This is a genomic window from Sphaerisporangium krabiense, assembly GCF_014200435.1.
GTDB classification, from domain to species: Bacteria; Actinomycetota; Actinomycetes; order Streptosporangiales; family Streptosporangiaceae; genus Sphaerisporangium; species Sphaerisporangium krabiense.
The window spans coordinates 1,571,244-1,597,421 of the sequence record NZ_JACHBR010000001.1; the positions used below are offsets into that span (position 1 = coordinate 1,571,244).

The window sequence follows — 26,178 nt, forward strand, 5'->3', positions numbered from 1 at the left end:
CATGCATCCGCATCTGTCCCAGCTGAGCGCCGCGCTGACCGCCGTCGACCCCGACACCCCGAAGATCCACGCCTGGGGAGCCGCGCTCGCCCGGGTGCTGCGCGCGGGAGGACGGCTGCTGGCCTGCGGCAACGGCGGGTCCGCCGCCGAGGCGCAGCACCTGACGGCCGAGCTGGTGGGCCGCTTCCGCGCCGACCGCCGCCCGTACGCGGCGATCCCCCTGCACGCCGACACCTCGACCTCCACGGCGATCGTCAACGACTTCGGCGCCGAGGAGCTGTACGCGCGCCAGGTGCGGGCGCACGGGCGGCCCGGCGACGTGCTGATCTGCCTGTCGACCAGCGGGGCCAGCAAGAACGTGCTGGCGGCGGTCGAGGTGGCGCGGGAGGCGGGCCTGGCGACCTGGGCCCTGACGGGGCCGGCTCCGAACCCGCTGGCCGGGCTGTGCGACGACGCGCTCGCCGTGCCGTCCGACGACCCCACCACCGTGCAGGAGGTCCACCTGGCGGTCATCCACATGCTGTGCGACGTGATCGAGGCCGCGGAGCCGGGCACATGACGGCCGGGCCGATCGTCGTCGTCGGCGACTCGTTGCTCGACGTGGACATCGAAGGCGACGCGGAGCGGCTGTGCCCGGACGCCCCGGTGCCGGTCGTGTGCGGGCGCGCCGAGCACCGCAGGCCGGGCGGCGCCGGGCTCGCCGCGCTGCTGGCCGCCCGCGAGGGCGCCGAGGTCGTGCTGATCACGGCGCTCGGCGAGGACGCGCCCGGGCGGGGGCTGCGGGCGCTGCTGTCGGGGTTCGCCGAGGTCGTGCGGCTGCCGCTGCGCGGCACGACCTCCCGCAAGACGCGGGTGCGCGCCCGCGACCAGACCCTGCTGCGGATCGACACCGGCGACGGCCGGGCCTGGCACGTCCCGGAGGGCGGCGAGGGACAGCGGGCGGCGCGGGCGCTGCGCGGCGCGGGCGCGGTGCTGGTGTCGGACTACGGGCGCGGCGCGGCGGAGACCGTCCGCGACCTGCTGAACCGGCTGGCCGTGCCGCTGGTGTGGGACCCGCACCCGGCGGGGTCGATCCCGGTGCCCGGCTGCGCGCTGGTCACGCCGAGCCTGGTCGAGGCGGCCGTGCTGTGCGGGCAGGCCGACCCGCAGGGAACCGGGAACGGGAAACCGGGCGCCACGCCGGAGGCCGCCGCGCGCCACCTGGCGCGCGCGCTGCACGCCGAGGCGGTCGCGGTGACGCTCGGCGGGCGCGGGGCCGTGCTGTGCGACGGGAACGGGCGCACCACCCGGGTGCCGCCGCCCGCGCGCGTGCTCGGCCGCGACTCCTGCGGGGCCGGGGACCGGTTCGCCTCGGCGGCGGCGCTCGCCCTGCGCGACGGCGCGACGGCCGCGGAGGCGGTGGCGGCGGCCGTGCGGGCGGCGACCCGCTTCGTCGAGGCGGGCGGCGCCGCGGGCATCCGCCTCCCCGAGGCGCCGGCGGCGGACCGTCCCCGCACGGCCATCGAGCTGGCGGCGCTGGTCCGCGCGACCGGGGGCCGGCTCATCGCGACGGGCGGGTGCTTCGACCTGCTGCACGCCGGGCACGTCCGCCTGCTGCGGCAGGCCAAGGCGCTCGGCGACGCGCTGATCGTGTGCGTCAACGCCGACGAGTCGGTGCGCCGTCTGAAGGGGCCGGGACGCCCGGTGGTCCCGGAGGAGGACCGGATGGAGGTCCTGCGGGCGCTCGGCTGCGTGGACGCGGTCGTGCTGTTCGCCGAGGACACCCCGACCCGGCTGATCGAGCACCTGCGGCCCGACGTGTGGGTGAAGGGCGGTGACTACACCGGGCTCGACCTGCCCGAGGCCGAGGCGGTGCGCCGCACGGGCGGGGAGGTCGTGGTCCTGCCCACCTTCTCCGGCCACTCCACCACCGGCCTGATCGCCGCCGTCCAGGAAGTCAGGTGACCCGGGCTCCACGGCAGTTCACGACCGTCCACGTCACTTCACGGCTCTTCACGGACTCTCTGCGGATCGAAGCCCCCCTGGACCAGGAGGTACATCGATGCTTGGGAACATCCTGATCACCGGCGGGGCGTCGGGCCTGGGGAAGGCCACCGCGCACGCCGTCGCCGAGGCGGGCGGCCGGCCACTGGTGATCGACGTCACCGCGCCGGACGCCGCACCCGCGTACGCGGCGTACGAGCCGGGCCGCGCGGCCGGCGGCGCCGCACGTCCGCGGCCCGAGGCAGGGCGCACGGCACGGCACGGCGGCCCGGGATCCGAGGCGGGGCGCACGGCGCGCTCCGCCCCCGCCGACGCCGCGCGCGCGGAGTCCAACGGCGGCGCGCGCGGCGGCGTCAGGTCCGGCGACCACGTGGTGGCCGACCTGGCCGACCGCGGGCAGGCCGAGCGCGCCGTGCGCGAGCTGGCCGAGCGGGCGGGCGGCCTGGACGCCGTGGTGACCTCCGCCGGCATCGACCGGTGCGGCCCGCTGGCGCGGGTGGAGGCCGAGGAGTGGGAGCGGGTGGTCCGCGTCAACCTGCTCGGCACCGTGTCGGTGATCAGGGCGGCGCTGCCGTACCTGACCCGGTCGCGGGGCCGGGTGGTCACGGTGGCCTCGACGCTCGGGCTGCGCCCGCTGAGCGACGCGACGGCGTACTGCGCGGCCAAGGCGGGCGTCGTCGGCTTCACCCGGGCGCTGGCGCTGGAGCTGCGCGGGCAGGTCGGGGTGACGCTGCTCGTGCCGGGCGGCATGCGGACGCCGTTCTTCGACGGCAGGGACGAGCAGTACACGCCCGGCCCCGAGGCCGACCTGAACGCGCCCGAGGACGTCGCGGCGACCGTGGTGTTCGCGCTGACCCGGCCGCCGGGCTGCGAGGTCCGCGAGCTGGTCGTGTGCCCCGCGCGGGAGACGTCATGGCCGTGAACGACCGCCCCCCGGACACCCCCGCCTCGCGCCGCTCCGCCGCCGGGCCGGCCGGCGAGGCGCAGACGGACCGGCGGGCGTACGGCAGGCGTCCCGCGCCGCGGCGCATCGTCCCCCGCGAGCCCGCGCCCGAGCGCCGCGTGCTCACCGGCCGCCGCCTCCCGGGCGGGCGGGCCGGGGCGCCGGTCCTGCTGGTGCTGCGCGGGCTCGGCTTCGGCGACCTGCTCACGGCCGTGCCGGCGCTGCGGGCGCTGCGGAGCGCCTACCCGGGTCACCGCCTGGTGCTCGCCGCGCCCGCCGCGCTGTCCGGCCTGGTCTCGCTGATCTCCGCGGTGGACGCGCAGCTCGACGTGTCCGGGCCGGGCCCCGTGCCGCTCGAACGCCCCGACCTCGCGGTCAACCTGCACGGCAGCGGCCCGGAGAGCATCGTGGCGCTGTCGCGGATCCGCCCCGGGCGGCTGCTCAGCCACGCCCACCCGGAGTTCCCCGGGCTCGACGGCCCGATGTGGGACCCGAAGGCGCACGAGGTGCACCGCTGGTGCGACCTGCTGGCGTGGTACGGCGTCCCCGCCGACCCGGCCGACCTGCTGCTGCCCGCCACCTCCACCATGTCCACCATGTCCACCACGTCCACCACGTCCACCACGACCGGCCACGTCGTGGTCCACCCGGGCGCGGCCTCGCGGGCCCGGTGCTGGCCGGTGGAGCGGTTCGCCGAGGTGGCCGCCGCGCTGGCCGAGCGGGGCCACCGCGTCATGATCACCGGCAACGCCGCCGAGCGGTCGCTGGCGTTCCGGGTCGGCACGCTGGCCGGGCTGCCGGTGGAGTCGGTGCTGGCCGGGCGCACGGACCTGCGCGACCTCGCCGGGCTGGTAGCCGGGGCGCGCCTGGTGATCTGCGGGGACACCGGTGTCGCCCACCTCGCCACCGCCTGCGCCACCCCTTCGGTCGTGCTGTTCGGCCCGGTGTCCCCCGACCAGTGGGGCCCTCCGCCCGACCCCCGCCACATCGCCCTGTGGACGGGCCGTTCGGGCGACCCGCACGGCAACCGGCCCGACCCCGGGCTGCTGGAGATCGGCACCGAGGTCGTGCTGGACGCCGCGGCGACCCTGCTGCAGGCGGAGGCCGTCCGGTGACCGCGCGCCGGGTGGTCGTGACCGGGGGCGCCGGCTTCCTCGGCTCGCACCTGTGCGAGCGCCTGCTGGCGGGCGGCGCGAGCGTCATCTGCATGGACAACTTCCTGACCGGCGCGCCCGCCAACGTGGAGCACCTCATGGGACGGCCCCGGTTCCGCCTGGTCGAGTGTGACCTGACCGGGTTCGTCCACGTGCCCGGCGAGGTGGACCTCGTGCTGCACTTCGCCTCGGCCGCCTCCCCCGCCGACTACCTGCGCCATCCGATCGCCACGCTCAAGGTGGGCAGCCTCGGCACTCTGCACGCCCTCGGCCTCGCCCGCGAGAAGGGGGCCCGGTTCGTGCTGGCCTCCACGAGCGAGGTGTACGGCGACCCGCTGGAGCACCCGCAGCGGGAGACGTACTGGGGCAACGTCAACCCGGTCGGGCCGCGCAGCGTGTACGACGAGGCCAAGCGGTTCTCCGAGTCGCTGACCACCGCCTACCGCGACTCCCACGGCGTCGACACGGGCATCGTGCGCATCTTCAACACCTACGGCCCGCGCATGCGCCCCTACGACGGCCGGGCCATCCCGACGTTCATCCGCCAGGCGCTCGCCGGCGAGCCGATCACCGTCACCGGGGACGGCTCGCAGACCCGTTCCATCTGCTACGTCGAGGACACGGTCGAGGGGATACTCGCCCTGGCCGACGCGGCCTTCGAGGGGCCCGTCAACATCGGCAACCCGTCGGAGCTGTCGATGCTGCGGCTGGCCACGACGATCCGCGACCTCGCCGGCTCGTCCTCGCCGATCCGGTTCGTGGCCCGCCCGGTGGACGACCCCGCCGTGCGCCGCCCCGACACCTCCCTGGCCGCCCGGCGGCTCGCCTGGCGGCCCCGCGTGGACGTGGACACGGGCCTGCGCCGCACGATCGCCTGGTTCCGGCGTGAGCTGCTGGAGAAGACCCGTCCGGCGTCCTGACGCGGTCAGCCGACGTGGACGCGGGGGCGGCGCTGCGGGTCGGGCTCGGCTCTGCGGAGGATCTCGCGGGTCATCGGGGCGACGTCCCCGCCGCCGAGGATGAGGTAGCCGACGAGGGCCAGCATCGGGTTGCCCTCGGCCCAGTGGAAGTAGACGTCGGGGATCACCCCGGTCTCGTCGCGCAGGTGCAGCAGGATGGCGGCGACCGCGTTCGCCACGGACGGGCTGCGGGCGGTGAGGAACCGGCAGCCCTCCCGCTGCCGGCCGGTGACCTCGACGACGCTGATGAACTCCGAGGCGTCGCCGATCGTGATCTCCAGGAACAGCAACGGCTGGTCCGGCGGCAGGTGGTGCAGCTCGCAGGCCCGCCGCTCCTTCTCGGGGAAGCGGACGCGCCCGCGGTCGTCGGGGTTGGACGCGACCAGCGGGAGATGGCCGGACGCCGCGACCTCCCGGACGAAGCGGCGGGCCCGCGCGTCGAGCCGCACCCCTTCCACGCGCAGCTCGAAGGAGCGGGTGGCGCGGGACAGGAACGAGGTCACGATGATCGTGCCGATGAAGAACGAGGCGATCTTGATGCCTTCCGGGCGCTCGAAGATGTTGGCGATGGTGGTGTAGGTCAGCACCGCCGTGATGGCGACGTAGAACGGCAGCCTGCGCCGGGAGCGGGCGCGGTGCGCCGACAGGGTCACGGCCAGCGCCGCCGAGAGGATCACGACGAGCACGCCGGTCGCGTACGCGCCGCCCTGGGCGTCCACGTCGGCCCGGAACAGGATCGTGATGCCGAACGCGACGGCGGTGAAGATCAGGACGAGCGGGCGGGTGGCCGCCGCCCAGTGCGGGGCCATGCCGTACCGCGGCAGGTAGCGGGGCACCACGGTGAGCAGGCCCGCCATGGCGGACGCGCCCGCGAACCACAGGATCGTGATCGTGCTGAGGTCGTACAGGGTGCCGAAGCCCTCGCCGAGGTAGCCGTGCGCGAGGTAGGCGAGGGCGCGGCCGTTCGCCCTGCCGCCCGGCTGGAACTCGTGGGGAGGGATGAGCACGGCCGTGGTGAAGCTGCTGGCGATGAGCAGGAAGCTCATGATGACCGCGACCGTGGCGAGCAGCTTCCTGGCCTCATGGATGCGCCCGGCCGGGTGGGCGGGGTCGTCGCCGGGCCGTCCTCTGATCAGCGGCATCACCGCGACGCCGGTCTCGAAGCCGGACAGGCCGAGCGCCAGCCTGGGGAACACCAGCAGCGCGAACCCGACCAGGGCGAGCGGCGAGGCGTAGCGGGCGGTGAGCGCGTTCTCCCAGTGGACGACCGCGCCCGGGCTGGTGAACAGGTGGTCCACGGCGACGGCCACGACCGCCAGGTTCAGCGCCAGGTACACCGTGACCAGGACCACGGCGATGCCGATGGCCTGGCCGAACCCGGCGAGGAACACCGCGCCGAGCACGGTGACGAACGCCAGCGTCACACCGACGCGGTGGCCGCGCAACGCGTCGGGCGCGAAGGGGTTCTCGATGACGTGCGCGGTGGCGTCGGCCGACGACAGGGTGATCGTGATGATGAAGTCGGTGGCGAGGAAGCCGAGCAGCACGAGCACGAGGAACTTCCCCGGCCACCCGGGCAGGTAGCGCTGGAGCATCGAGATGCTGCCGCGCCCGTGCGGGCTCTCCTCGGCGACGTGGCGGTAGACCGGCAGCGCGCCGAACAGCGTGACGGCGACCAGCACGAGCGTGGCGACCGGGGACAGCACCCCCGCGGCCAGGAAGGCGATGCCCGGCTGGTAGCCCAGGGTGGAGAAGTAGTCGACGCCGGTGAGGCACATGACCCGCCACCAGGGATGTCCCTCGGACGGCTCGGCCTCGGGCTCCTTGGCGACGGGCGTCTCCAGGAACCACCGGGACAACCCGCGCCACCGGGCCGCGCCACCGCCGACCCCGCTGTCCCCGTCCCCGGCCGCGCCCGTCCCCACTGGCGTCGCTCCCGTCACCGCCCCCGGACGTCCCGGGCCCCGTCTCCTCCCTCATTCCCCGCCCGCGAGGCCGCCCGGTGCGACCGGCGATTCAATACGTTTCTTTACCGCCACGGCACGGAATCGACATTTATCGGCAGGCGGAAATCCGCCCCGCGTACTTCTCCGGAGTGAACGGCGACGACGGGTCAGCGTGCCATCGCCGGGGAGCCACCCGTGAGGTAGAAAGTGGTCCCGTCGTCGCGGGCGTCCAGGGCGGCGTGCAGCCTCCTCACCAAGTACGCCGGCATCAGGCGGGCGGCCTCGCGGAGGTCGAAGAACCCGTGCGCGTCCAGTTCCTCCTCCTGCAGGACGATGCCCGCGTCGTCCGGCAGCGTGCCGCAGTCGAACAGGAAGTGGATCAACGGCATCGGGCGGTCGCCGAAGGGCGGAACCCAATGGACGCCGAGCAGGCGCCCCACCCGCAGGAAGAGCCCCAGTTCCTCGGTGATCTCGCGGGCGCACGCCTGGTCGGGCGTCTCGCCCTCGTCCACGTGACCGCCCGGCCAGAGCCAGTGATCGCGGTAGTTGGGCTTGACCAGCAGCACGCGGCGGGCCGGGTCGGTGATCAGCGCGCCCGCGCCCGCCAGCGTCTTGTTGATCCGGGCGTAGAACTCGTCGGGCGAGAAAGTGGCCATGATCCGACCGTAGTGCGGGCGCCCGGCCCCTCACCCCTAGGGGCCACCCCGTACATCCAAAGGCGGATACGCCGCGGGCGATCTACCCCTCTCGTACTATCCGACAGCTAGATTCCATGGCCGATGTATTGGTTTACCCCGGCTTCTACCTTCAGAGAAAACGACTTTCGCTGGGGGAGACATAAGATGAGACGCCGGGGGAACCTGGCCGCCACGATCGGCGGGTGGAGCGCCCGCCACCGCTGGGCGGCGATCATGATCTGGGTCGCCTTCGTGGCGGCGGCGACGTTCGCGGGCAACGCCGTCGGGACCGCGAAGATGAAGGGCTACGAGAGCCAGAACGGCGACTCCCGCAAGGCCGGGCAGATCCTCGACGGGGCGAACTTCAAGGACGTCGCCGGTGAAGTGGTGCTGGTCCAGGCCAAGGACGGCGGGCCGACGGTCCAGGACCCGCGGTTCCGCGACGCGGTCACCAAGGTCAAGGAGGCGGTCACCGCCACCGGCCAGGTCGAGAACGTCCGCACGCCGTACGACAAGGAACCCTCGCCGGTGACCGAGGACCGGCGCACGACGCTGGTCCAGTTCGACATGAAGGGCGACGGCAAGGACGCCGACAAGCGGGTGCAGCCCGTCCTCGACGCGGTCGCCGGGGTCCAGAAGAGCTTCCCCGAGTTGCGCGTGGAGCAGGCGGGCGGCGCGAGCGCGGGCAAGATGATCGGCGAGGCGATCGACAAGGACTTCGTCCGCGCCGAGCAGCTCTCGCTGCCGATCACGTTCGGCATCCTGCTCGGGGCCTTCGGCGCGCTGCTGGCCGCGCTGGTGCCGCTGGCGCTGGCCATGACCGCCATCGTCGGCGCCACCGGCCTGCTCGCGCTGACCAGCCACCTGCTGCACGTGGACGACGCGACGCCGAACCTCATGCTGCTCATCGGCCTGGCCGTCGGCGTGGACTACTCGCTGTTCTACATCCGCAGGGAACGCGAGGAGCGGGCCGAGGGCCGCGACAAGCGGCGCGCCATCGAGATCGCGGCGGCCACCTCCGGACGTGCCGTGCTCATCTCCGGCATCACCGTCATGGTCGCCATGGCGGGCATGTTCCTCACCGGCAACGGCATCTTCATGGGCTTCGCCGAGGGCACGATCCTCGTCGTCCTCGTCGCCATGATCGGCTCGCTCACCGTCCTGCCCGCGCTGCTCTCGCTGATCGGCGACAAGATCGACGCACGGCTGATCCACGGCACCGTGCGGGTGCTCACCGGCGGCCGCGTCACCTGGGCCCGCAAGCTCGGCGGCCGCGGCGGCGAAGGCGGGCGGATCTGGAACGCCGTCCTCACCCCGGTCCTGCGCCGCCCGCTCGTGTCCGCGCTCGTCGCCGGCGGCCTGCTGGTCGCCCTGGCCGCGCCCGCCTTCACGCTGCGCACCGGGCCGCAGGGCTTCGACGACCTGCAGGGCGACTACGCCATCGCCGAGACGTTCAAGCGTATCGACAAGGCGTTCCCCGGCGGCAACGCGCCCGCCGTGGTCGTGCTCAAGGCGCCCGACGTCACCACCCCGGCCGTCACCTCGGCCATCGAACGGTTCAAGCGGCAGGCGTTCGCGACCGGCCAGGCCAACGAGCCGTTCGGCGTCGAGGTGAACCCGGACAAGACCGTCGCCCGCATCTCCATCGGCCTCAAGGGCGAGAAGGAGGTCGCCGAGCAGGCCGTGCGCACGCTGCGCGAGAAGGTGATCCCCGCGACGCTGACCGGGGCCGGGGAGGCGCACGTCACCGGCGAGACCGCCGGGTCGATGGACTTCAACGACCAACTCGGCCGCTCGATCCCGCTGGTGTTCGGCTTCGTCCTGCTCCTGGCGTTCATCCTGCTGCTGACCTCGTTCCGCTCCCTGGTCGTCGCGGTCAAGGCGATCCTGCTGAACCTGCTGTCGGTCGCCGCGGCCTACGGCGTGCTCGTGCTGGTCTTCCAGCGCGGCTACGGCGAAGGGCTGCTGGGCTTCACCTCGACCGGGTTCATCACCGACTGGGTGCCGCTGTTCCTGTTCGTCATCCTCTTCGGCCTGTCGATGGACTACCACGTGTTCATCCTCAGCCGTATCCGCGAGGCGTACGACCGGGGCATGCGCACCGAGGACGCGGTCTCCTTCGGCATCAGGTCGACGGCCGGCGTGGTGACCAGCGCGGCGATCATCATGGTCGCGGTCTTCGCCACCTTCGCCACGCTGTCGCTGCTGACCTTCATGGAGATGGGCGTCGGCCTGGCCGCCGCGATCCTGATCGACGCGACGCTCGTCAGGGCGGTGCTGCTCCCGGCCACCATGAAGCTGCTCGGCGACTGGAACTGGTACCTGCCGCGCTGGCTGAACTGGCTCCCGCAGCTCTCCCACGGCGACGAGGACGACGACGACCCCACGCCGCAGCCGCGCCACCGGATTCCCGTGGGCGTCTGACCAGGGCCGCACGTCCCGCCCGAACGCGCGAGAGGAACGACCATCGTGGTATACGGCGTATACCACGATGGTTTACGCTGTATACGTGAGCGTTCCCAGCACGGCGGAGAAGATCGCCGACGCGGCGGAGGACATCCTCGTGAACGAGGGGTCCGACGCCGCCACCATGCGACGCGTGGCCGAGATCGTCGGCGTGTCCGCGATGGCCATCTACAAGTACTTCCCGAATCGCCAGGCGCTGCTCGACGCGGTGGCCGCGCGGGCGTTCCGGCGGCTGTCGGAAGCCTGGGGGACCCGCGTCCCCGACGGCTCCTGGGAGGAGCGGGTGTTCGGCCTCATGGACGACTTCCTCGACTTCGCTCTGGGGCGGCCGCATCTGTACACGTTCCTCATGACGGAGCAGCGGCCACGCGCCCGGCGCTTCCCCGGCGACTTCCAGGGCGGTGGATCACCGGTCTTCGGCGCGCTCGTCCTCCTGGTCGAGGAGGGCATGCGCGACGGGCTGCTGCGCGAGGACGACCCGCTGGAGGTGACGCTGGCGCTGACCTCCACCGCCCAGGGGCTCGTGCAGCTCTACCTCGGCGGCCGCATCGGCCTGGACGAGGAAACGTTCCGGCTGCTGTGCGCGCGCACGACGAGGAGGGTGCTCGATGGCATCCGGGCCTGACCGGCGACCGGTCCGGAGAAGACGCTTATGGGCCGCCTTGACGGCGTTCCTGGTCCTCGTGGTCGTGGCGACGGGATTCGGCGCCTGGTTCGGCAGCGATCAGGGGATCGCCGTCGTGCACTACGGATCGAGCAACACGCGGGTGCTCGCCGTCCGGGGCGACATGGTGACGCTCGAGCGGTCGGCGCAGACCGGCAAACCGGGCACGTACTGGCTGGAGTGGGGCGGCGCCTCCTCGATGCTCGGCGACATCGTGTCCCAGGATCGGGGCGGGGTGACGCGCAGGGTCCTGCGCGGCCAGGTGCCCTCCCTGGGCACTCCCGGGTGGTTCGACAATGTTCCCCCCGGCGATCCCAAGGTCGCCTGGGGGATCGACTACTCCGAGATCATGGTGCCCACCGAGCTCGGGCCCGCCCCCGCCTGGTACGTGCCCGGCCGGGGCTCCACCTGGGTCGTCGCCGTTCACGGCCAGAACGGGCGCCGCAAGGCCCAGCTCAAGATCCTCCCGGTCGTCCACGAACTGGGGCTTCCCTTCCTGGACATCAGCTTCCGCAACGACGAAGGGGCGCCGCCCTCGCCCGACGGGCTGCTGCATCTGGGCGACTCGGAATGGCGTGACCTTGAGGCCGCCCTGCGTCACGCGCGGAAGATGGGGGCGCAGAGGTTCATCCTGTTCGGCACCTCGATGGGCGGCCAGATCGCCGGACAGCTCCTCGCCAGGTCGCCGCTCGCCACCACCGTCGACCGGGTCATCATGGACGCGCCCATGATCGACGTGCTGATCACCGGGGAACAGGGCGCCAGGAACCACCACCTGCCCGGCTTCGTCTCCACGCTGTCGAACCTGGTCACCGAATGGCGCACCGGAGTGGACGTGGCCCGCCTCAGCCTGATCCGCCACCCACCGAAGATCCGGCCGCCCCTGCTGCTGATCCACACCCGTCCCGACACCGACCATCCCATCGAGGAGTCGCGCGGCCTCGCCGCCGCCGCCGGGCGGCTGGGGTGGAAGATCCAGTTCGAGGAGTTCGCGCAGGGACAGCACACCGAGGCGTGGAACGTGGATCGCGCCCGCTACGACAGGCTGGTGCGCGACTTCCTCTCCCGGCCCTGACCGGAGAGCGCGCCTCGCCCGCGGGAACCCCGGCCGCCTAGATCCCCGGGTCGGTGAAGGGCTCGGGGAAGTGGCCGGTGCCCAGCAGGCCGTGCCGGGCGCGCACCTCCCGCAGGAGCGCCTCCCTGGTGGTGGCCGCGCGTTCGGCGTCCTCGTCGTAGGCGTACCGGACCGCCGGGTTAGCGAGCTGGACGGGGTGCAGGACGACGTCCCCGGTCAGCGTCAGCGACCCGACCTCCACGACCTGGTGGCCCGGTGTGTGCCCGGGCGTGTGGGCGACGCGGACGCCCGGGACGATCTCGGCGGCGCCGTCCACGGCGTCGACCAGCCCGGTCAGCGGGCGCAGCACCCGTTCCAGGATCGGGTTCGGCCCCGCGCCCTCGATCCAGTCGACCTCGGCGCGCTGGATGACGTGCCGCGCGTTCGGGAACGTGGGGACGCCGTCGGTGACCGCGCCGCTCGCGTGGTCGCTGTGCAGGTGGGTCAGCACGACGGTGCCGACGTCCCCGGGCGCGACGCCCACGGCGGCCAGCTCGCCGACCAGGCCGCCGGGCACCGGCGCCCAGCTCGACGCCGGCGAGTCCGTGCCGCCGATGCCGACGTCCACCAGGACCACGCGGCCGAAGGCGTCGCGCAGCAGGTAGCAGCGGAAGTGGAGGACCCATTCGGCCGGCGTGCCCGCCCAGTCGTCCGGCGACGCGCCGGTGAAGAGCTCGGGAAGCGGACGCCTGATCGACGGGCCCATGGGGCCCACCGCGTCGCGCAGCGGCGTCACCTCGAACCCGCCGAACGTCCTGGGCGCGTACGACATCGGACTCCCTCATCGGTCGGCGTCGCCTCAAGACTATGAGGCCGTGACGGCCGGGCGGAACCGGCGGGCTTGCGCGCAGGGCCGGAATTGCTGTTATCGTGGAGATGGCTGCTCAGGTCCCTCGGATTTCTCGGCGGCGCGCTAGGGCTCGGTCCCCGCGCCCCCTCCCAGGGTCTTCTCTCTCTCGATTCATCTCTTCTCATCGAATTCACGCGATTCTTTCGCAGCCGCGTTCCACCGGTACCGGCGTACGCCGGGCCCGTACGCGTTCTCCGAGGCGCCCCGTTCATGGACGCGCGCCTCCCGTTCGGCAGCCGAATTTCCCGTGCACGAAAAGTCCGGCATTTCCTCTCCGCGAGAGCCGCGTTCCACCGTCCTCGGTTTCACGACACGCGTCCTCTCGCGCATTCCCCAGCGAAAGGCATTTCCCATGACCGTGTCCACCGTGTCCACCGTGTCCACCGTGTCCACCGTGTCCACCGTGTCCACCGTGTCCACCGTGTCCACCGAGGCCCCCGTCAGGCCCCCCGACCGCCCTGACCAGCCGATCCGGCACATCACCGGCCTGGTCGACGTCCGCGACAAGACCGCCTTCATCCGGACGGGCGGCTACGCCCCCGGCGAGGGCGACGTCCGCCTCTCCCTGCCGGAGGTCCGGCGCCTGGGGCTGCGGCCCGGCGACCTGGTCACCGGCACCGTCCGCGCCCCGTACACCCGGCTGGCCGGCCTGCTGTCCGTCAACGGCCGCGAGCCGGGATACGACCGGCCGCACTTCGCCGACCTGACCCCGGTCCACCCCCACGACCGCCTGGTCCTGGAGAACGGCTCCCCGATCACACGCCTGATCGACCTGGTCGCCCCCGTCGGCAAGGGGCAGCGCGGCCTGATCGTCGCGCCGCCCAAGGCCGGCAAGACCATCGTCCTGAAGGCCATCGCGGACGCCGTCACGGCCAATCATCCGGACGCCCACCTCATGGCCGTCCTGGTGGGCGAGCGACCCGAGGAGGTCACCGACTTCCGCGAGTCCGTCCACGGCGAGGTCGTCGCCTCCACCTTCGACCATCCCGCGCGCGAGCACACCGCGCTGGCCGAGCTGGCCGTCGAGCGCGCCAAGCGCCTGGTCGAGCAGGGCACGGACGTCGTCCTGCTGCTGGACTCCCTCACCCGCCTCGGCAGGGCGTACAACGTCACCGCGCCGAACGGCGGCAGGATCCTCACGGGCGGCATCGACGCCCAGGCCGTCTACCTGCCCAAACGCCTCTTCGGCGCCGCCCGCGCGGTACGCGGGGGCGGGTCACTGACCATCTTCGCGACCGCGCTCACCGAGACCGGCTCGCGCATGGACGACAACTTCTACGAGGAGTTCAAGGGCACCGGGAACATGGAGCTGCGGCTCGACCGCGCCCTCGCCGAGCACCGGCTGTACCCGGCCGTCGACGTGGCGGCCTCCGGCACCCGGCGGGAGGAGATCCTCCTCGCCGGGCAGGAGCGCGAGCTGATGTGGCGGCTGCGCCGCGTGCTGTCCGGCCTCGACCGCGAGCAGGCGCTGCGCGTCCTGCTCGACCGGCTGCGCGAGACGCGGTCCAACGCCGCCTTCCTCCGCCAGGTGGCCGCCACGGCCCCCTGAGTCCCTCAGTTGGCGACGCCGACGGCCTGCTTCAGCGTGGCGGGGTCGTCGAGCGCGGTGAGCATGGCGTGCGCGGTGTCCGCCCGCGAGATCGTGTAGCCGCGCGGCACGCTGCCGCCGATGACCCGGCGGTAGGCCCCGGTGAGCGGCTTGTCGGTCAGGCGGGGCGGGCGCACGATCGTCCATTCGGTGGCGCTGCGCCGGACCTCGTCCTCCATCACCGCGAGGTCGGCGTACACGTCGCGCAGGAACCTGCGGATCAGCGGCCTGAGCACCGCCCGGTACAGGAGCCCGTCGTCTTCGGGCGTGGGGCCGAGCGGGGCGGCGCTGATGACGACGAGGCGCCGCACGTCCATGGTCTCCATGGCGCGGATCACCGACCGCAGCGCGATCGCGGCGATGCCCGCGTCCTTCCTGGTCCTCGGCCCGAGCGCCGAGATCACGGCCTCGCGTCCCGCCAGCGCGGGCCGCAGCGCCTCGGGGGCGGTGACGTCCGCGGTCACCACTTCGAGGGCCGAGTGGCTGATGGGAAGCCGGGCCGGGTCGCGCACGACGGCCGCGACCTGGTGCCCGGCGTCCAGCGCCTGCCGGACGACCTCCTTGCCGACCCCTCCGGTCGCTCCTACGACGGTGAGCCTCATGAGCTACCCCTCCCATAGGTTGGTGAGCACTCACTCACATCCTAGAATGAGCACCCCGCGGTGCGCGCACCCGGCCGTCCCGCACGTCAGAATCACCGGGAGAACCCGGAGAAAGGGGAACGATGCCCCAGCGGCCCACGGCCTCAGGCGCGCGCACGCGCCAGCGCATCCTCGACGCCGCGGAGCAGCTCATGCGCACGGTCGGCATCGCCCGCGCGACCACCAAAGAGATCGCGCGCGCCGCCGGCATCAGCGAGGCGGCGCTGTACCGGCACTTCTCCGGCAAGGAGGAGATGTTCGTCAAGGTGCTCGAGGAGCGGCTCCCCGGCCTGAGCACGCTGATCGCGAACCTCGCGCAGGACCCGGGCGAGCGCACGACCGAGGAGTGCCTGGCCGAGATCGCCCGCACGGCCACCCTGTTCTACGAGGCCAGCACGCCGATCGCCGCGCCGCTGTTCGCCGAGCCCGCGCTGCTGGAACGCCACCGCGAGGGGCTGCGCAAGCTCGGCGCGGGGCCGCACCGGCCGCTGGACACGCTCGCCGGCTACCTGCGCTCGTTGCGCGAGGCCGGCCGCGTCCGCGCGGACGCCGATCCGGACGCGGCGGCGGCCCTGCTGCTCGGCGCCTGCTACCAGCGCGCCCAGCTCACCCTGCTCGCCGGCGAGGAGTCCCCGCCGGCCTCGGTCGACGCCTTCGCGACGTCCCTGGCCCGCACCCTGCTCGACGGCATCCGCTGACGTCCGCACGCCCGGAGAAGGCCCCGCGAAGGCACCGAGAAAGCCCCGAGAAGGCGCGGAGAGGACGCGGCGCGGGTACGACACCACCTGGACGCGGCGCCGCCGGGCCGTGGCATTATGTTACTCACGAGTAGCCTATGCGAGGAGCCAGCCGTGCCAACGTCACGTGACGTCGTGTTCGTCGACGGCGTGCGCACGCCCTTCGGCAGGTCGGGCCCGAAGGGCCTGTACGCCGAGACGCGTGCCGATGACCTGGTCGTCCGTGTCATCCGTGAGCTGATGCGCCGCAACCCGGGCCTGCCGCCCGAACGCGTCGACGAGGTCGCGATCGCGGCCACCACCCAGATCGGCGACCAGGGCCTGACCATCGGACGGTCCGCCGCCGTGCTGGCCGGGCTGCCGAAGACCGTCCCCGGGTACGCCGTGGACCGCATGTGCGCGGGCGCGATGACCGCCGTCACGAACGTCGCGGGCGGCGTCGCCTTCGGCGCCTACGACGTCGCCATCGCGGGCGGCGTGGAGCACATGGGCCGCCACCCGATGGGCGAGGGGGTGGACCCGAACCCCCGGTTCCTGTCGGAGAGCCTGGTCGACGGCTCGGCGCTGATCATGGGCATGACGGCGGAGAACCTGCACGACCGGTACCCCGACATCACCAAGGAGCGCGCCGACGCCTACGCGGTGGCCTCGCAGGAGAAGGTCGCCAAGGCGTACGCCAACGGCAGGATCCAGCCGGACCTGGTGCCGATGGCGGCCCGCAAGGCCGCCGAGGGCTGGGGCCTCGCCACCGAGGACGAGCCGCCGAGGCCCGGCACCACCATGGAGGGCCTGGCCGGGCTGAAGACGCCGTTCCGCGCGCACGGCCGCGTCACCGCGGGCAACGCGGCGGGCCTGAACGACGGCGCGACCGGCTGCGTGATCGCGGCGGCGGACGTCGCGGCCGAGCTGGGCCTGACCGCCAAGATGCGCCTGGTCTCCTACGCCTTCGCCGGGGTGGACCCGGAGGTCATGGGCGTCGGCCCGATCCCGTCCACCGAGCGCGCGCTGCGCCTGGCGGGCCTCGGCATCGGCGACATCGGCCTGATCGAGATCAACGAGGCGTTCGCCGTGCAGGTGCTGGCCTTCCTCGGGCACTTCGGCATCGCCGACGACGACCCCCGCGTGAACCCCTACGGCGGCGCGATCGCGTTCGGCCACCCGCTCGCCTCGTCGGGCGTCCGCCTGATGACGCAGCTCGCCCGCCAGTTCGGCGAGCGGCCCGACGTCCGCTACGGCATCACCACGATGTGCGTCGGCATGGGCATGGGCGGAACGGTCATCTGGGAGAACCCCGCCTGGGAGGGCGCCAAGTGAGCGACATCACCGAGATCTTCGACGACGAGGTCGTGACCCACGCCCTCGTCCGCGACGTGAGCCTTCCCGGCGGCGCGGGGACGATGGCCCTGATCACGCTGGACAACGGCTTCGACCACACCAAGCCGAACACCTTCGGGCCGCGCGGCCTCACCGAACTGGACAAGGCGCTGGACGCGATCGCCGCCCGCGACGACCTGACCGCCGTCGGCGTGACCGGCAAGCCGTTCATCTTCGCGGTCGGCGCCGACCTCAAGGGCGCCGCGCTGGTCCGGGCGCGCGGGCAGGCCGAGGAGCTCGGCAGGCTCGGGCACGAGGTGTTCCGCAGGCTCGGCGAGCTGGAGGTGCCGTCGTTCGCGTTCGTGAACGGGGCGGCCATGGGCGGCGGCCTGGAGATCGCGTTGCACTGCACCTACCGGACGATCTCGTCGGGCGTGCCGGCGGTGGCGCTGCCGGAGTGCTTCCTCGGACTGGTGCCCGGCTGGGGCGGCACGCAACTGCTCCCCCGGCTGATCGGGCCCGCGTCCGCGCTCAAGCTCATCATCGAGAACCCGCTCTCGCAGAACCGCATGATCAAGGGCCGGGATGCCTTCCGGCTCGGCGTCGCCGACGCGATCTTCGAGCCCGCCGACTTCCTGGAGGAGTCGCTGCGCTGGGCCGCCCGGGTGCTGACCGGCGAGGCCGCGGTGTCCCGCCCGCCGTTCACCTCCGACGCCGCGGCCTGGGACTCGGCCGTCGAGGGCGCGCGGGCGCTGGTGGACATGAAGCTGCGCGGCGCCTCGCCCGCGCCGTACCGGGCTCTCGACCTGGTCGCGCTCGCCCGCACGGCCGGGCGGGACGAGGGGTTCGAGGCGGAGACCCGGGCCCTGGCGGACCTGCTCATGGGCGACGAGCTGCGCGCCGGGCTCTACTCCTTCGACCTGGTGCAGCGCCGCGCCAAGCGGCCCGCGGGCGCGCCCGACAAGGCGCTCGCCCGCAAGGTGACCAAGGTGGGGGTGGTGGGCGCGGGCCTGATGGCCTCCCAGCTCGCCCTGCTGTTCGCGCGGCGGCTGGAGGTGCCGGTCGTCCTCACCGACCTGGACCGGGAACGCCTGGACAAGGGCGTCGGCTACGTGCGCGCCGAGGTGGACAAGCTGCTCGCCAAGGGCCGGGTGAACGGCGACCAGGCCAACCGGCTGAAGGGCCTGGTCTCGGGCTCGCTGACCAAGGACGCCTTCGCCGACGCCGACTTCGTGATCGAGGCCGTCTTCGAGGACCTGAAGGTCAAGAAGCAGGTGTTCGCCGAGGTCGAGGCCGTCGTCGGGCCCGAGTGCGTGCTCGCGACCAACACCTCCTCGCTGTCGGTGAGCGCGATGGCGTCGGGGCTGCGCCACCCCGAGCGGGTGGTCGGCTTCCACTTCTTCAACCCGGTGGCCGTGCTCCCGCTGCTGGAGATCGTCCGCGGCGAGCGCACCGACGACGCCACGCTGGCCACGGCCTTCGCGACCGGCAAGGCGCTGAAGAAGTCGTGCGTGCTGGTGAAGGACGCCCCGGCGTTCGTGGTGAACCGCCTGCTGACCCGCTTCATGGGCGAGGTCATCGGCGCGGTGGACGAGGGCACCCCGGTCGAGACGGCCGACCACGCCCTGGACGGCCTGGGGCTGCCGATGTCGCCGTTCGCGCTGCTCCAGCTCGTCGGCCCTGCGGTGGCGCTGCACGTCGCCGAGACGCTGCACGAGGCGTTCCCCGCCCGGTACAAGGTCTCGGAGAACCTGGCGAACCTGGTGAAGGCCGGCAAGCCCGGCGTGTTCGCGCCCGACTTCACGATCGACCCGGAGGCGCGCCAGATCTTCGAGGGCTCCGGCCTGACCGGGCCGCCCGCCGAGGAGGTGCGGGCGCGCGCGCTGCGGGCGCTGGCCGAGGAGGCGCGCCTGATGCTGGACGAGGGCGTCGTGGCCGCCGCCGAGGACCTGGACCTGTGCATGCTCCTCGGCGCGGGCTGGCCGTTCCACACCGGAGGCATCACGCCGTACCTGGACAGGACGGGCGTGTCGGCCGAGGTGACCGGACGCCGCTTCCTCCCGCCGGGCGTGGCCTCGGTCCCCGCCTGACCGTCCCCGCCCGTTCGCGCCGGCCTCTCGGGGCGTCCCGGGGGCCGGCGTCAGGGGGCGTAGTCCTTGAGCGTGACGCCCTCGGAGGCGCCCCGCATCTTCTTGGCGATGAGGCCCCGCCACGGCAGGTACGGGATGCTCCTGATCATGAGGTTGCGCCCCCAGACCTGCGCGGCGGAGGTGGGCATGAGCCCCGAGGACGCCTTCCCGTCGTCGGCCCGCGCCTGGGCCTTCGCCACGTACCCGCGCATCACGCTCTCGTACGCGGCGAACCCGGCGCGGTGGTCGCCGCCCGCCGCGGCCAGCTCCCCGGCCAGCACGTACGCGCCCACCAGGGCCAGGCTGGTGCCGAGGCCGGTGAGCGACGACGGGCTGTAGGCCGCGTCGCCGAGCAGGACGACCCGCCCGGCCGACCAGCGGTCCATGCGGACCTGGCTGACGGTGTCGAAGTAGAAGTCGTCGGCCCCCGCCATTGCCTCCAGCAGGCGCGGCGCCTCCCAGCCCACCCCGGCGAACCTCCCGGCGATGATCGCCTTCTGGGCGTCCACGTCGCGCCGGTCGTAGGCGAGCGGCGGCGAGGTGAACCCGAACAGGGCCTTGGCCTCGCGGGGCCTCGGAGTGGGCCGGACGCCGACCACCCGGCCTCCGAGCGGCGTGTGGTAGAGGTCCCACAGCCCGTGCTCGACCGGGTAGGGGATCGTGAAGTAGGACGTGTAGCAGCCGAGATGGCGGCGGAAGCGCGACTCCGCGCCGAAGACCAGCTCGCGGACCCGGGAGTGGACGCCGTCGGCGCCCACGACCAGGTCGAACCGCCGGGCCCTGCCGCGTTCGAAGGTCACCTTCACGCCGTCGCCGTCCTCGTCGAGCGCGGCGATGGAGTCGTCGAAGACGTATTCGGTGTCGCGGCGGGTGGCGTCGTAGAAGACGCGGGCCAGGTCGCCGCGCAGGATCTCGATCTCGGCGACCGCGCCCTCGCCGCCGAACAGGCCGGCGGGCATGGCGGCGACCCGCCTGCCTTCGGCGTCGACGAAGGACATGCCGCGCGTGCCGACGGCGGCGGCCCGCACCTCGGCCATCAGCCCCGCCCGTTCGACCACCTCCTTGGACACCCCGCGCAGGTCGATGTTGTGGCCGCCGTCCCGGAACGCGGGGGCGCGCTCGACCACGACCGGCTCGAACCCGTGGCGGCGCGACCACAGGGCCAGCGCGGGCCCGGCGATGCTCGCTCCCGAGATGAGGACGTTCCTGTTCTTCATGCCGATCTCCTTCGCCGGTGGACGGCCGCGGCCTCCTCCGGCGCGTACGCCGTACATCACTTGTCGCGTACACCGTAAACGCACCCCTAGCGCACCGCAATGGCCGGGCAGGACATGGCCGCGACGAGCATCTCGCCCTAGTGCACTATGCTGCGACACGACCGCCCGCGTGACCGGCGCCTTCCCTCACGGGACGCCTCGCGGGCGTGTACCACCAACGGATGGCGCACTAGTACGGCCCTCCGCACGAGCACGACCGAGCACGACCGAGGAGGACCCTGTGGACGGACCCGCCCCGCACCCCGAGCCGCCCTACCTGCGCATCGCCGGGGAGATCAGGCGCCGCATCGCCACGGGCGAGCTGCGCGCGGGCGACCCGGTGCCGTCCACCCGGGAGATCACCCGGCGGTGGGGGGTGGCGATGGCCACCGCGACCAAGGCGCTGACCGCGCTGCGCCAGGAAGGGCTGGTGCGCGCGGTCCCCGGCGTCGGCACGGTGGTCCAGGCCCCGCCACCCCGGGAGGCCGCGCCCGCGCCGCGCACTCCTCCCTCGCGTGCCGGCGACCACGAGCTGACCCGGGAGCGCGTCGTGCGGGCCGGCATCGAGATCGCCGACGCCGAGGGGCTGGCCGCGCTGTCCATGCGGCGGGTCGCCGCCGCGCTCGGCGTCGCGGTCATGTCGCTGTACCGCCACGTCCCGGGCAAGGACGAGCTGGTGACGCTCATGACCGACGCCGTGTACGCCGCGCACCCTCCGGGCCCCGACGCGCCGGACTGGCGTCGCGCGCTGGAGGAGACGGCACGGCTCATGTGGGCCGTGTACCGGCGGCACCCCTGGCTGCCCCATGCCGTGTCGATGACCCGTCCGCAGCTCTCCGTCGGCGGGCTGGCCCACACCGACCGCGTGATCCGCGCGCTCGCCGGCGCCGGGCTCGGGCCGAACGCCCGGCTGCACGCCGCGATCACCGTGATCGGCTTCGTCCGGGGCGTGGGCGTGAACCTGGAGCCGGAGAACCTGGCGCGGCAGGACACCGGGCTGACCGAGGACGAGTGGATGAACGCGCAGCCGGCCTTCGCCGAGGTGCTCGCCGCCGGCTCGTTCCCCGGCCTCGCCGCCGTCGTCACCTCGCCTGAGGCCGACCTCGACCTGGACACGCTGTTCGAGTTCGGCCTGGCCCGGCTGCTGGACGGTCTGGCCGTGCTGATCGACCGCGCGGCGGGCTGAGAATCACCACCCGTACGGACATATCCCGCCGATTATGTCCGTACCTGTACAGACCACTCGATAGGCGGGCGCCCTGTCCGAGGCGCCGCCGGAGTTCGGGATGATGGAGTTCATGCTCGCCGACGCCATCGACGCCCTCGCCTGTCCCGCGTGCCGGGGCGACCTGTCGCTGCACGGCACGGCCGTGCGGTGCGCGGGAGGGCACGCGTTCGACGTGGCGCGGCAGGGCTACGTGAGCCTGCTGACCGGCTCCGCGCCCCCCGGCACCGCCGACACGCCGGCCATGGTGGCCGCGCGGGCGGAGTTCCTCCAAGCCGGACACTACACGCCGCTGGCCGACCGGGTGCGGGCGCTCGTCGGGGAGGTCGCCGCGCCGGGCCCCGGGATCGTCCTGGACGCCGGAGCGGGCACGGGCTACTACCTGGCCCGCGCGCTGCGTCCCGACGACGCAGGGATCGCCCTGGACGTCTCCAAGCACGCGCTCAGGCGGGCCGCCCGCGCCCACCCGCGCGTCGCCGCGGTCGTCGCGGACGTGTGGCGCGCGCTGCCGGTCAAGGACGGCCGGGTGGAGGTCGTGCTCGACGTGTTCGCCCCCCGCAACGGGCCCGAGTTCGCCCGCGTGCTGCGGCCCGGGGGGACGCTCGTCGTGGTCACCCCCACCTCACGCCACCTGGCGCCGCTGGTCGAGACGCTCGGCCTGCTGTCGGTGGACGAGGACAAGGCCCGCCGCGTCGGGGAGTCCCTCGGAAGCCACTTCACGGAGATCTCGCGGGAGGTCCTGGAGAGCCGTATGCTCCTCGACCACCGGGCGGTCGCCGCGGCGGCCGGGATGGGGCCGAGCGCATGGCATGTCGATTCCGGGGCACTGGAACAGGAGATTTCCCGCCTGCCTCTCCAGGTGGCCGTGGAAATGTCATGCCACATCTCACTCTTCCGTAAGATCGCCTAGAACAACCCGAATTACGAATTTCCCCGACTTTGTAGACCAACATCCGATTAGAAGCGACATACTTAACGGCAACCCACCGATGCCGGTCCGGGAGAGCGTGAGGGAGGGGCACGCCCATGAAGGCCGAGGAACGCTGGCAGGCCAGGTTCCGCGCGGCACGTATGACACTGCCCGTTTGGGCACGGCTCGCACCGTCCCGGGCCGTGTACCGCTGCAACATCTCCGGCATCTGGGAGATCCACGCCTGGGACCGGTCGAACGGCGCCACCCGGCAGGTCACCAGCCGCCCGCGCGGCACCTCGCACGCCGCGATCGACCCCACCGGTCAGTGGATCTGGTGGTTCTCCGACACCTACGGCGACGAGTTCGGCATCTGGATGCGCCAGCCGTTCACCGGCGGCCCCGAGATGCCGGCCCACCCCGACCTCGCGCCCGGGCACCCGACCGGCCTCGCGCTGTCCGCCGCGGGCACCGCCGCCGTCGGGCGCAGCAGCCGCCACGGCTTCCAGGTGCTGCACTTCCGCGTCGGCGGCGACGAGCGGCCCGCCGTCATCTACGAGTCCCGCGAGTTCGCGCAGGTCTCCGGCATGTCGCTGGACGGCTCGCTGATCGCGGTGAGCCACAGCGAGCACGGCGACTCCCGCCACCCCGCCCTGCGCGTGATCAGGCCGAACGGCCAGGTCGTCGGCGACCTGCACGACGGGCCCGGCAAGGGCTTCAGCGGCGTGCGGTTCGCCCCGACCATGGCCGACCGGCGCATCCTCACCCTGCACGAGCGGCGCGGCCGCCGCGAGCCCCTGGTCTGGGACCCGCTGACCGGCGAGCAGCGCGAGATCTGGCTGCGCGTGCCCGGTGAGATCACCGCCGACTGGTACCACGACGGCAGGGCGCTGCTCATCGGCCACAACAACCGGGCCAGGACCGAGCTGTTCCGCTACGACCTCGGCGGCGGCGACCTCGCGCCGATCAAGACCCTGCACGGCGTCATCCACGACGCCATGCCCCGGCCGGACGGCACGGTCGAGTACTCGTGGTCCAGCGCGGCCCACCCTCCGGTGGTCCGCGCCAGCGACGGCCACGTGGTCATGAACCAGTCCGGGCCCTCCGCGCCGCCCTCGGTGCCGCTGGAGGACGTCTTCGTGGAAGGCCCCGGCGGGCGGATCCACGCGCTGGTGTCGCGCCCCGAGATCGGCACGAGCCCGTACCCGGCCGTCTTCCTGCTGCACGGCGGCCCGGCCGCGCAGGACGACGACTCGTTCCTGCCGAACGTCGCCGCCTGGGTCGACGCCGGCTTCGTGGTCGTGCGGGTCAACTACCGCGGCTCGACGGGCTACGGCTCGGCGTGGCGGGACGCGCTGCGCGGCGACGTCGGCCACATCGAGCTGTCCGACGTCGCGGCGGTCCGCGACTGGGCCGTCACCACGGGCCTGGCCGACCCCGACCGCCTGGTGCTCGCGGGCGCGTCCTGGGGCGGGTACCTCACGCTGCTCGGCCTCGGCACCCAGCCCAAGAGCTGGGCGGCCGGGATCGCCGCCGTGCCCATCGCCGACCACGCCGCCGCCTACCGCGACGAGACCGAGGGACTGCGCGCCTACCACCGCGCCCTGTTCGGCGGCTCGCCGCAGGAGGTGCCCGAGCTGTACGCGGCGTCGTCGCCGATGTCGTACCTGGACGGGATACGGGCGCCGCTGCTCGTGCTGGCGGGCGAGAACGACCCGCGTTCGCCGATCCGGCAGATCGAGCAGTACCTGGGCAAGCTCGCCGAGCGGGACCACGCCTTCGAGGTGTACCGCTACCACGCCGGCCACGGCTCCCTGGTCGTCGAGGAGCGCATCCGCCAGATGGCGGCGCAGCTCGACTTCGCGCGCAAGCACGCCGGCCTCGCCCAGCCCGCCTCGGCGCGGACCTGACGGAGGCGGGCCCGGTACGGACCGGCCCGCCCCCACTGGTCTAGACCGCCTCCGCGAACGGGACCCGCGTCCGCCGGGCGGACGGCCGGCTCCGCCGTCCCGGGACGGGGTCAGTCGGCGCGCAGGACCAGGATCGCGAGGTCGTCGGCGCTGGGCTCGTTGGCGTACTCCTCCACGGCGCGGCGGATGCGCTCGGCGACCGCGCGCGCCGACAGCTCGGCGCACTCGGCCAGCAGCTTGGCCAGCCCGCCGTCGTCGTCGAGCAGCCGCTCCCCCGAGCGGCGTTCCGTGACGCCGTCGGTCACGCCCAGCAGCACGTCCCCGTGGGCCAGGTGGACGTGGTCGGCCTCGAACTCGGCCTCGGGGAACACGCCGAGCAGCGACTGGGAGGTCACCACGGCCTCGACCACGCCGCTCGGCCGCAGCCGCAGCGCCTCCGGGTGCCCGGCGGAGATCAGGGAGAGGTCGAGCCCGTCGTCGGTGCGGGTGATCTCGCCGTGCAGCAGCGTGAGGAACCGGGCGCGCTCGCCCTCCTCCAGGATCGCCCGGTTCAGCCGTGAGACGACCGCGGCGACGTCGTACCCCTCGCGGGCGAGCAGCCGCAGGGTGTGGCGGGCGAGGCCGGTGACCGCCGCGGCCTCGGGCCCGGTGCCGCAGACGTCGCCGATCGCGAAGCGCCAGCGGCCCTCGCCGGTGGCGAAGAGGTCGTAGAAGTCCCCTCCGACCTCGTTGTTCTCGCCCGCGGGCTCGTACACCACCCAGTAGTCCAGGCCAGGGGTCTCTGCCGGGGTGCCCGGCGGCAGCAGGCTGCGCTGCAACGCCCGGTTGGCGTCGGCCTGCTGGGCGTACAGGCGGGCGTTGTCCATGGCCAGCGCGGCGCGCCGGGCCAGGTCCTCGGCGAGCCTGGCCACCTCGTCGGGGAAGCGGCCGGCGCGCCCGAGGCACATGAGGCCGAGGCTGCGCCCGCGCGCGGTCAGCGGGAAGGCCAGCGACTGCCAGTCGGCGAGCTGGATCGGCGTCGGGGTGAGGTTCTCCAGCGCGGGGATCTCGGTCTGGTCCAGCTGCTCGCGCAGGACGTCGATCTGGGACTCGTCGGCGTGCCAGAGGTAGGCCGGGGTGGGCGGCTCGGCGCCGGAGACGGCGGTGTAGACCGCGCACCAGGTGGCGAGCCGGGGGACGACGATCTGGGCGATCAGCGCCGGCACCATGTTGAGGTCCAGCGTGCCCGCGAGCAAGTCGCTGGCGTCGGCGAGGAACCCCAGCCAGCCCGGCCCCTGCGAGGCCGCCCCGCCGAGCGTCCAGTCGTCGGGCTCCTCTCCCCCGGAGTCGCCGGGCAGGGGCAGGCGCGCCCAGCGGGTGCGCAGCGCGCCGGAGAAGCTGACGCCCCACACCGTGACCGGGGCCGAGGGAGCCGAGGCCGTCGCCGGGTCGTGGTCCTTCTCCCGGACCTCGATCTGGAGCGAATCGCCCTGATGCATCCATACGATCTCAAAAGGACCGTCCTGCACGCCGGCCACGAGCTCACCGGTGAGCCGCTCCGCGTCGGTCCTGATCGGAGCGGCGGCCCACGCGGTCATGACCTCGCGCGTGAACCGTATGGCCGCGGGTAGGGCCGTATCGCCGGCCGCGAAGGAGGCGGCCAGCACACCCCGGGAAGAACTTGTCATCGCACCGTGCTTACCACACTCCGCGGTCACATGCGGTCAACCGAC

21 protein-coding genes are annotated in these 26,178 nt (G+C 73.4%); 15 read left to right on the forward strand and 6 right to left on the reverse strand.

What is annotated here, in order from left to right; translation table 11 throughout:
- Window position 1: 1 nt before the first annotated feature.
- The 5 genes from BJ981_RS06820 to BJ981_RS06840 all read left to right on the forward strand — a co-directional run bounded on the left by BJ981_RS06820 (window position 2) and on the right by BJ981_RS06840 (window position 5,000).
- A complete protein-coding gene (locus BJ981_RS06820; RefSeq protein ID WP_184609045.1) occupies window positions 2-559 on the forward strand; it encodes a D-sedoheptulose-7-phosphate isomerase in 558 nt (185 codons plus the stop codon).
- Window positions 556-1,944 carry a D-glycero-beta-D-manno-heptose 1-phosphate adenylyltransferase gene (rfaE2, locus tag BJ981_RS06825; protein ID WP_184609047.1) on the forward strand — a complete coding sequence of 463 codons (1,389 nt, stop codon included), beginning with the start codon at window positions 556-558 and terminating at the stop codon, window positions 1,942-1,944. Before BJ981_RS06820 ends, rfaE2 begins: the two co-directional genes overlap by 4 nt.
- Before the next feature lie 97 nt (window positions 1,945-2,041).
- Window positions 2,042-2,905, forward strand: coding sequence for an SDR family oxidoreductase (locus tag BJ981_RS06830; protein ID WP_184609048.1), 864 nt, complete (start codon window positions 2,042-2,044; stop codon window positions 2,903-2,905).
- Window positions 2,896-4,041 (forward strand): glycosyltransferase family 9 protein, encoded by a 1,146-nt coding sequence (locus BJ981_RS06835; RefSeq protein ID WP_184609050.1) that lies wholly within the window; start codon window positions 2,896-2,898, stop codon window positions 4,039-4,041. The genes BJ981_RS06830 and BJ981_RS06835 overlap by 10 nt, the downstream gene beginning before the upstream one ends.
- Window positions 4,038-5,000 (forward strand): UDP-glucuronic acid decarboxylase family protein, encoded by a 963-nt coding sequence (locus tag BJ981_RS06840; RefSeq protein ID WP_184609051.1) that lies wholly within the window; start codon window positions 4,038-4,040, stop codon window positions 4,998-5,000. Before BJ981_RS06835 ends, BJ981_RS06840 begins: the two co-directional genes overlap by 4 nt.
- A gap of 5 nt (window positions 5,001-5,005) precedes the next feature.
- On the opposite strand, the gene BJ981_RS06845 is transcribed toward BJ981_RS06840, so the two are convergent.
- A complete protein-coding gene (locus tag BJ981_RS06845) occupies window positions 5,006-6,964 on the reverse strand; it encodes an APC family permease (RefSeq protein ID WP_184609053.1) in 1,959 nt (652 codons plus the stop codon).
- A gap of 188 nt (window positions 6,965-7,152) precedes the next feature.
- Window positions 7,153-7,641 carry an NUDIX domain-containing protein gene (locus tag BJ981_RS06850; protein ID WP_184609054.1) on the reverse strand — a complete coding sequence of 163 codons (489 nt, stop codon included), beginning with the start codon at window positions 7,639-7,641 and terminating at the stop codon, window positions 7,153-7,155.
- A 186-nt stretch (window positions 7,642-7,827) separates the two neighbouring features.
- On the opposite strand from BJ981_RS06850, the gene BJ981_RS06855 reads away from it, so the two are divergent.
- From BJ981_RS06855 to BJ981_RS06865, 3 genes are all read left to right on the forward strand, one after another.
- Window positions 7,828-10,086, forward strand: a complete 2,259-nt coding sequence (locus BJ981_RS06855) for an MMPL family transporter (protein WP_184609056.1) — start codon at window positions 7,828-7,830, stop codon at window positions 10,084-10,086.
- Window positions 10,087-10,171: 85 nt separating this feature from the next.
- Window positions 10,172-10,753 (forward strand): TetR/AcrR family transcriptional regulator, encoded by a 582-nt coding sequence (locus tag BJ981_RS06860; protein ID WP_184609058.1) that lies wholly within the window; start codon window positions 10,172-10,174, stop codon window positions 10,751-10,753.
- A gap of 37 nt (window positions 10,754-10,790) precedes the next feature.
- Window positions 10,791-11,867: an alpha/beta hydrolase family protein gene (locus BJ981_RS06865; RefSeq protein WP_184609059.1), complete on the forward strand. Its 1,077-nt coding sequence runs from the start codon at window positions 10,791-10,793 to the stop codon at window positions 11,865-11,867.
- Between the two features lie 37 nt (window positions 11,868-11,904).
- Here the strand turns inward: BJ981_RS06865 and BJ981_RS06870 are convergent, their stop codons facing one another.
- Entirely contained in the window at window positions 11,905-12,678 is a 774-nt protein-coding gene (locus BJ981_RS06870; RefSeq protein ID WP_239139320.1) for an MBL fold metallo-hydrolase, read from the reverse strand.
- Between the two features lie 430 nt (window positions 12,679-13,108).
- Between BJ981_RS06870 and rho the strand changes: the two genes are divergently transcribed.
- Complete coding sequence (gene rho, locus BJ981_RS06875; protein ID WP_184609061.1) at window positions 13,109-14,305, forward strand: transcription termination factor Rho; 1,197 nt, start codon at window positions 13,109-13,111, stop codon at window positions 14,303-14,305.
- A gap of 5 nt (window positions 14,306-14,310) precedes the next feature.
- Here rho and BJ981_RS06880 read toward each other — a convergent pair whose 3' ends face one another.
- Window positions 14,311-14,946: an NAD(P)-dependent oxidoreductase gene (locus tag BJ981_RS06880; RefSeq protein WP_184609063.1), complete on the reverse strand. Its 636-nt coding sequence runs from the start codon at window positions 14,944-14,946 to the stop codon at window positions 14,311-14,313.
- A 122-nt stretch (window positions 14,947-15,068) separates the two neighbouring features.
- Between BJ981_RS06880 and BJ981_RS06885 the strand changes: the two genes are divergently transcribed.
- From BJ981_RS06885 to BJ981_RS06895, 3 genes are all read left to right on the forward strand, one after another.
- On the forward strand, window positions 15,069-15,683 hold the full coding sequence (locus tag BJ981_RS06885; protein WP_184609065.1) for a TetR/AcrR family transcriptional regulator: 615 nt from the start codon (window positions 15,069-15,071) through the stop codon (window positions 15,681-15,683).
- A gap of 174 nt (window positions 15,684-15,857) precedes the next feature.
- Window positions 15,858-17,036: a thiolase family protein gene (locus BJ981_RS06890; protein ID WP_311745739.1), complete on the forward strand. Its 1,179-nt coding sequence runs from the start codon at window positions 15,858-15,860 to the stop codon at window positions 17,034-17,036.
- Complete coding sequence (locus BJ981_RS06895) at window positions 17,033-19,126, forward strand: 3-hydroxyacyl-CoA dehydrogenase NAD-binding domain-containing protein (RefSeq protein ID WP_184609069.1); 2,094 nt, start codon at window positions 17,033-17,035, stop codon at window positions 19,124-19,126. The genes BJ981_RS06890 and BJ981_RS06895 overlap by 4 nt, the downstream gene beginning before the upstream one ends.
- Before the next feature lie 50 nt (window positions 19,127-19,176).
- Here BJ981_RS06895 and BJ981_RS06900 read toward each other — a convergent pair whose 3' ends face one another.
- The gene (locus BJ981_RS06900) at window positions 19,177-20,382 is read right to left on the reverse strand and encodes an FAD-dependent monooxygenase (protein WP_184609071.1); all 1,206 of its coding nucleotides are present in this window, start codon (window positions 20,380-20,382) and stop codon (window positions 19,177-19,179) included.
- A gap of 280 nt (window positions 20,383-20,662) precedes the next feature.
- Between BJ981_RS06900 and BJ981_RS06905 the strand changes: the two genes are divergently transcribed.
- The 3 genes from BJ981_RS06905 to BJ981_RS06915 all read left to right on the forward strand — a co-directional run bounded on the left by BJ981_RS06905 (window position 20,663) and on the right by BJ981_RS06915 (window position 24,466).
- A complete protein-coding gene (locus tag BJ981_RS06905; RefSeq protein ID WP_239139319.1) occupies window positions 20,663-21,607 on the forward strand; it encodes a TetR/AcrR family transcriptional regulator C-terminal domain-containing protein in 945 nt (314 codons plus the stop codon).
- A gap of 100 nt (window positions 21,608-21,707) precedes the next feature.
- Complete coding sequence (locus BJ981_RS06910; RefSeq protein WP_239139318.1) at window positions 21,708-22,556, forward strand: putative RNA methyltransferase; 849 nt, start codon at window positions 21,708-21,710, stop codon at window positions 22,554-22,556.
- Window positions 22,557-22,672: 116 nt separating this feature from the next.
- Complete coding sequence (locus BJ981_RS06915) at window positions 22,673-24,466, forward strand: S9 family peptidase (RefSeq protein WP_184609072.1); 1,794 nt, start codon at window positions 22,673-22,675, stop codon at window positions 24,464-24,466.
- Window positions 24,467-24,576: 110 nt separating this feature from the next.
- Here the strand turns inward: BJ981_RS06915 and BJ981_RS06920 are convergent, their stop codons facing one another.
- Window positions 24,577-26,133, reverse strand: a complete 1,557-nt coding sequence (locus BJ981_RS06920) for a PP2C family protein-serine/threonine phosphatase (protein ID WP_184609074.1) — start codon at window positions 26,131-26,133, stop codon at window positions 24,577-24,579.
- Window positions 26,134-26,178: the final 45 nt, after the last annotated feature.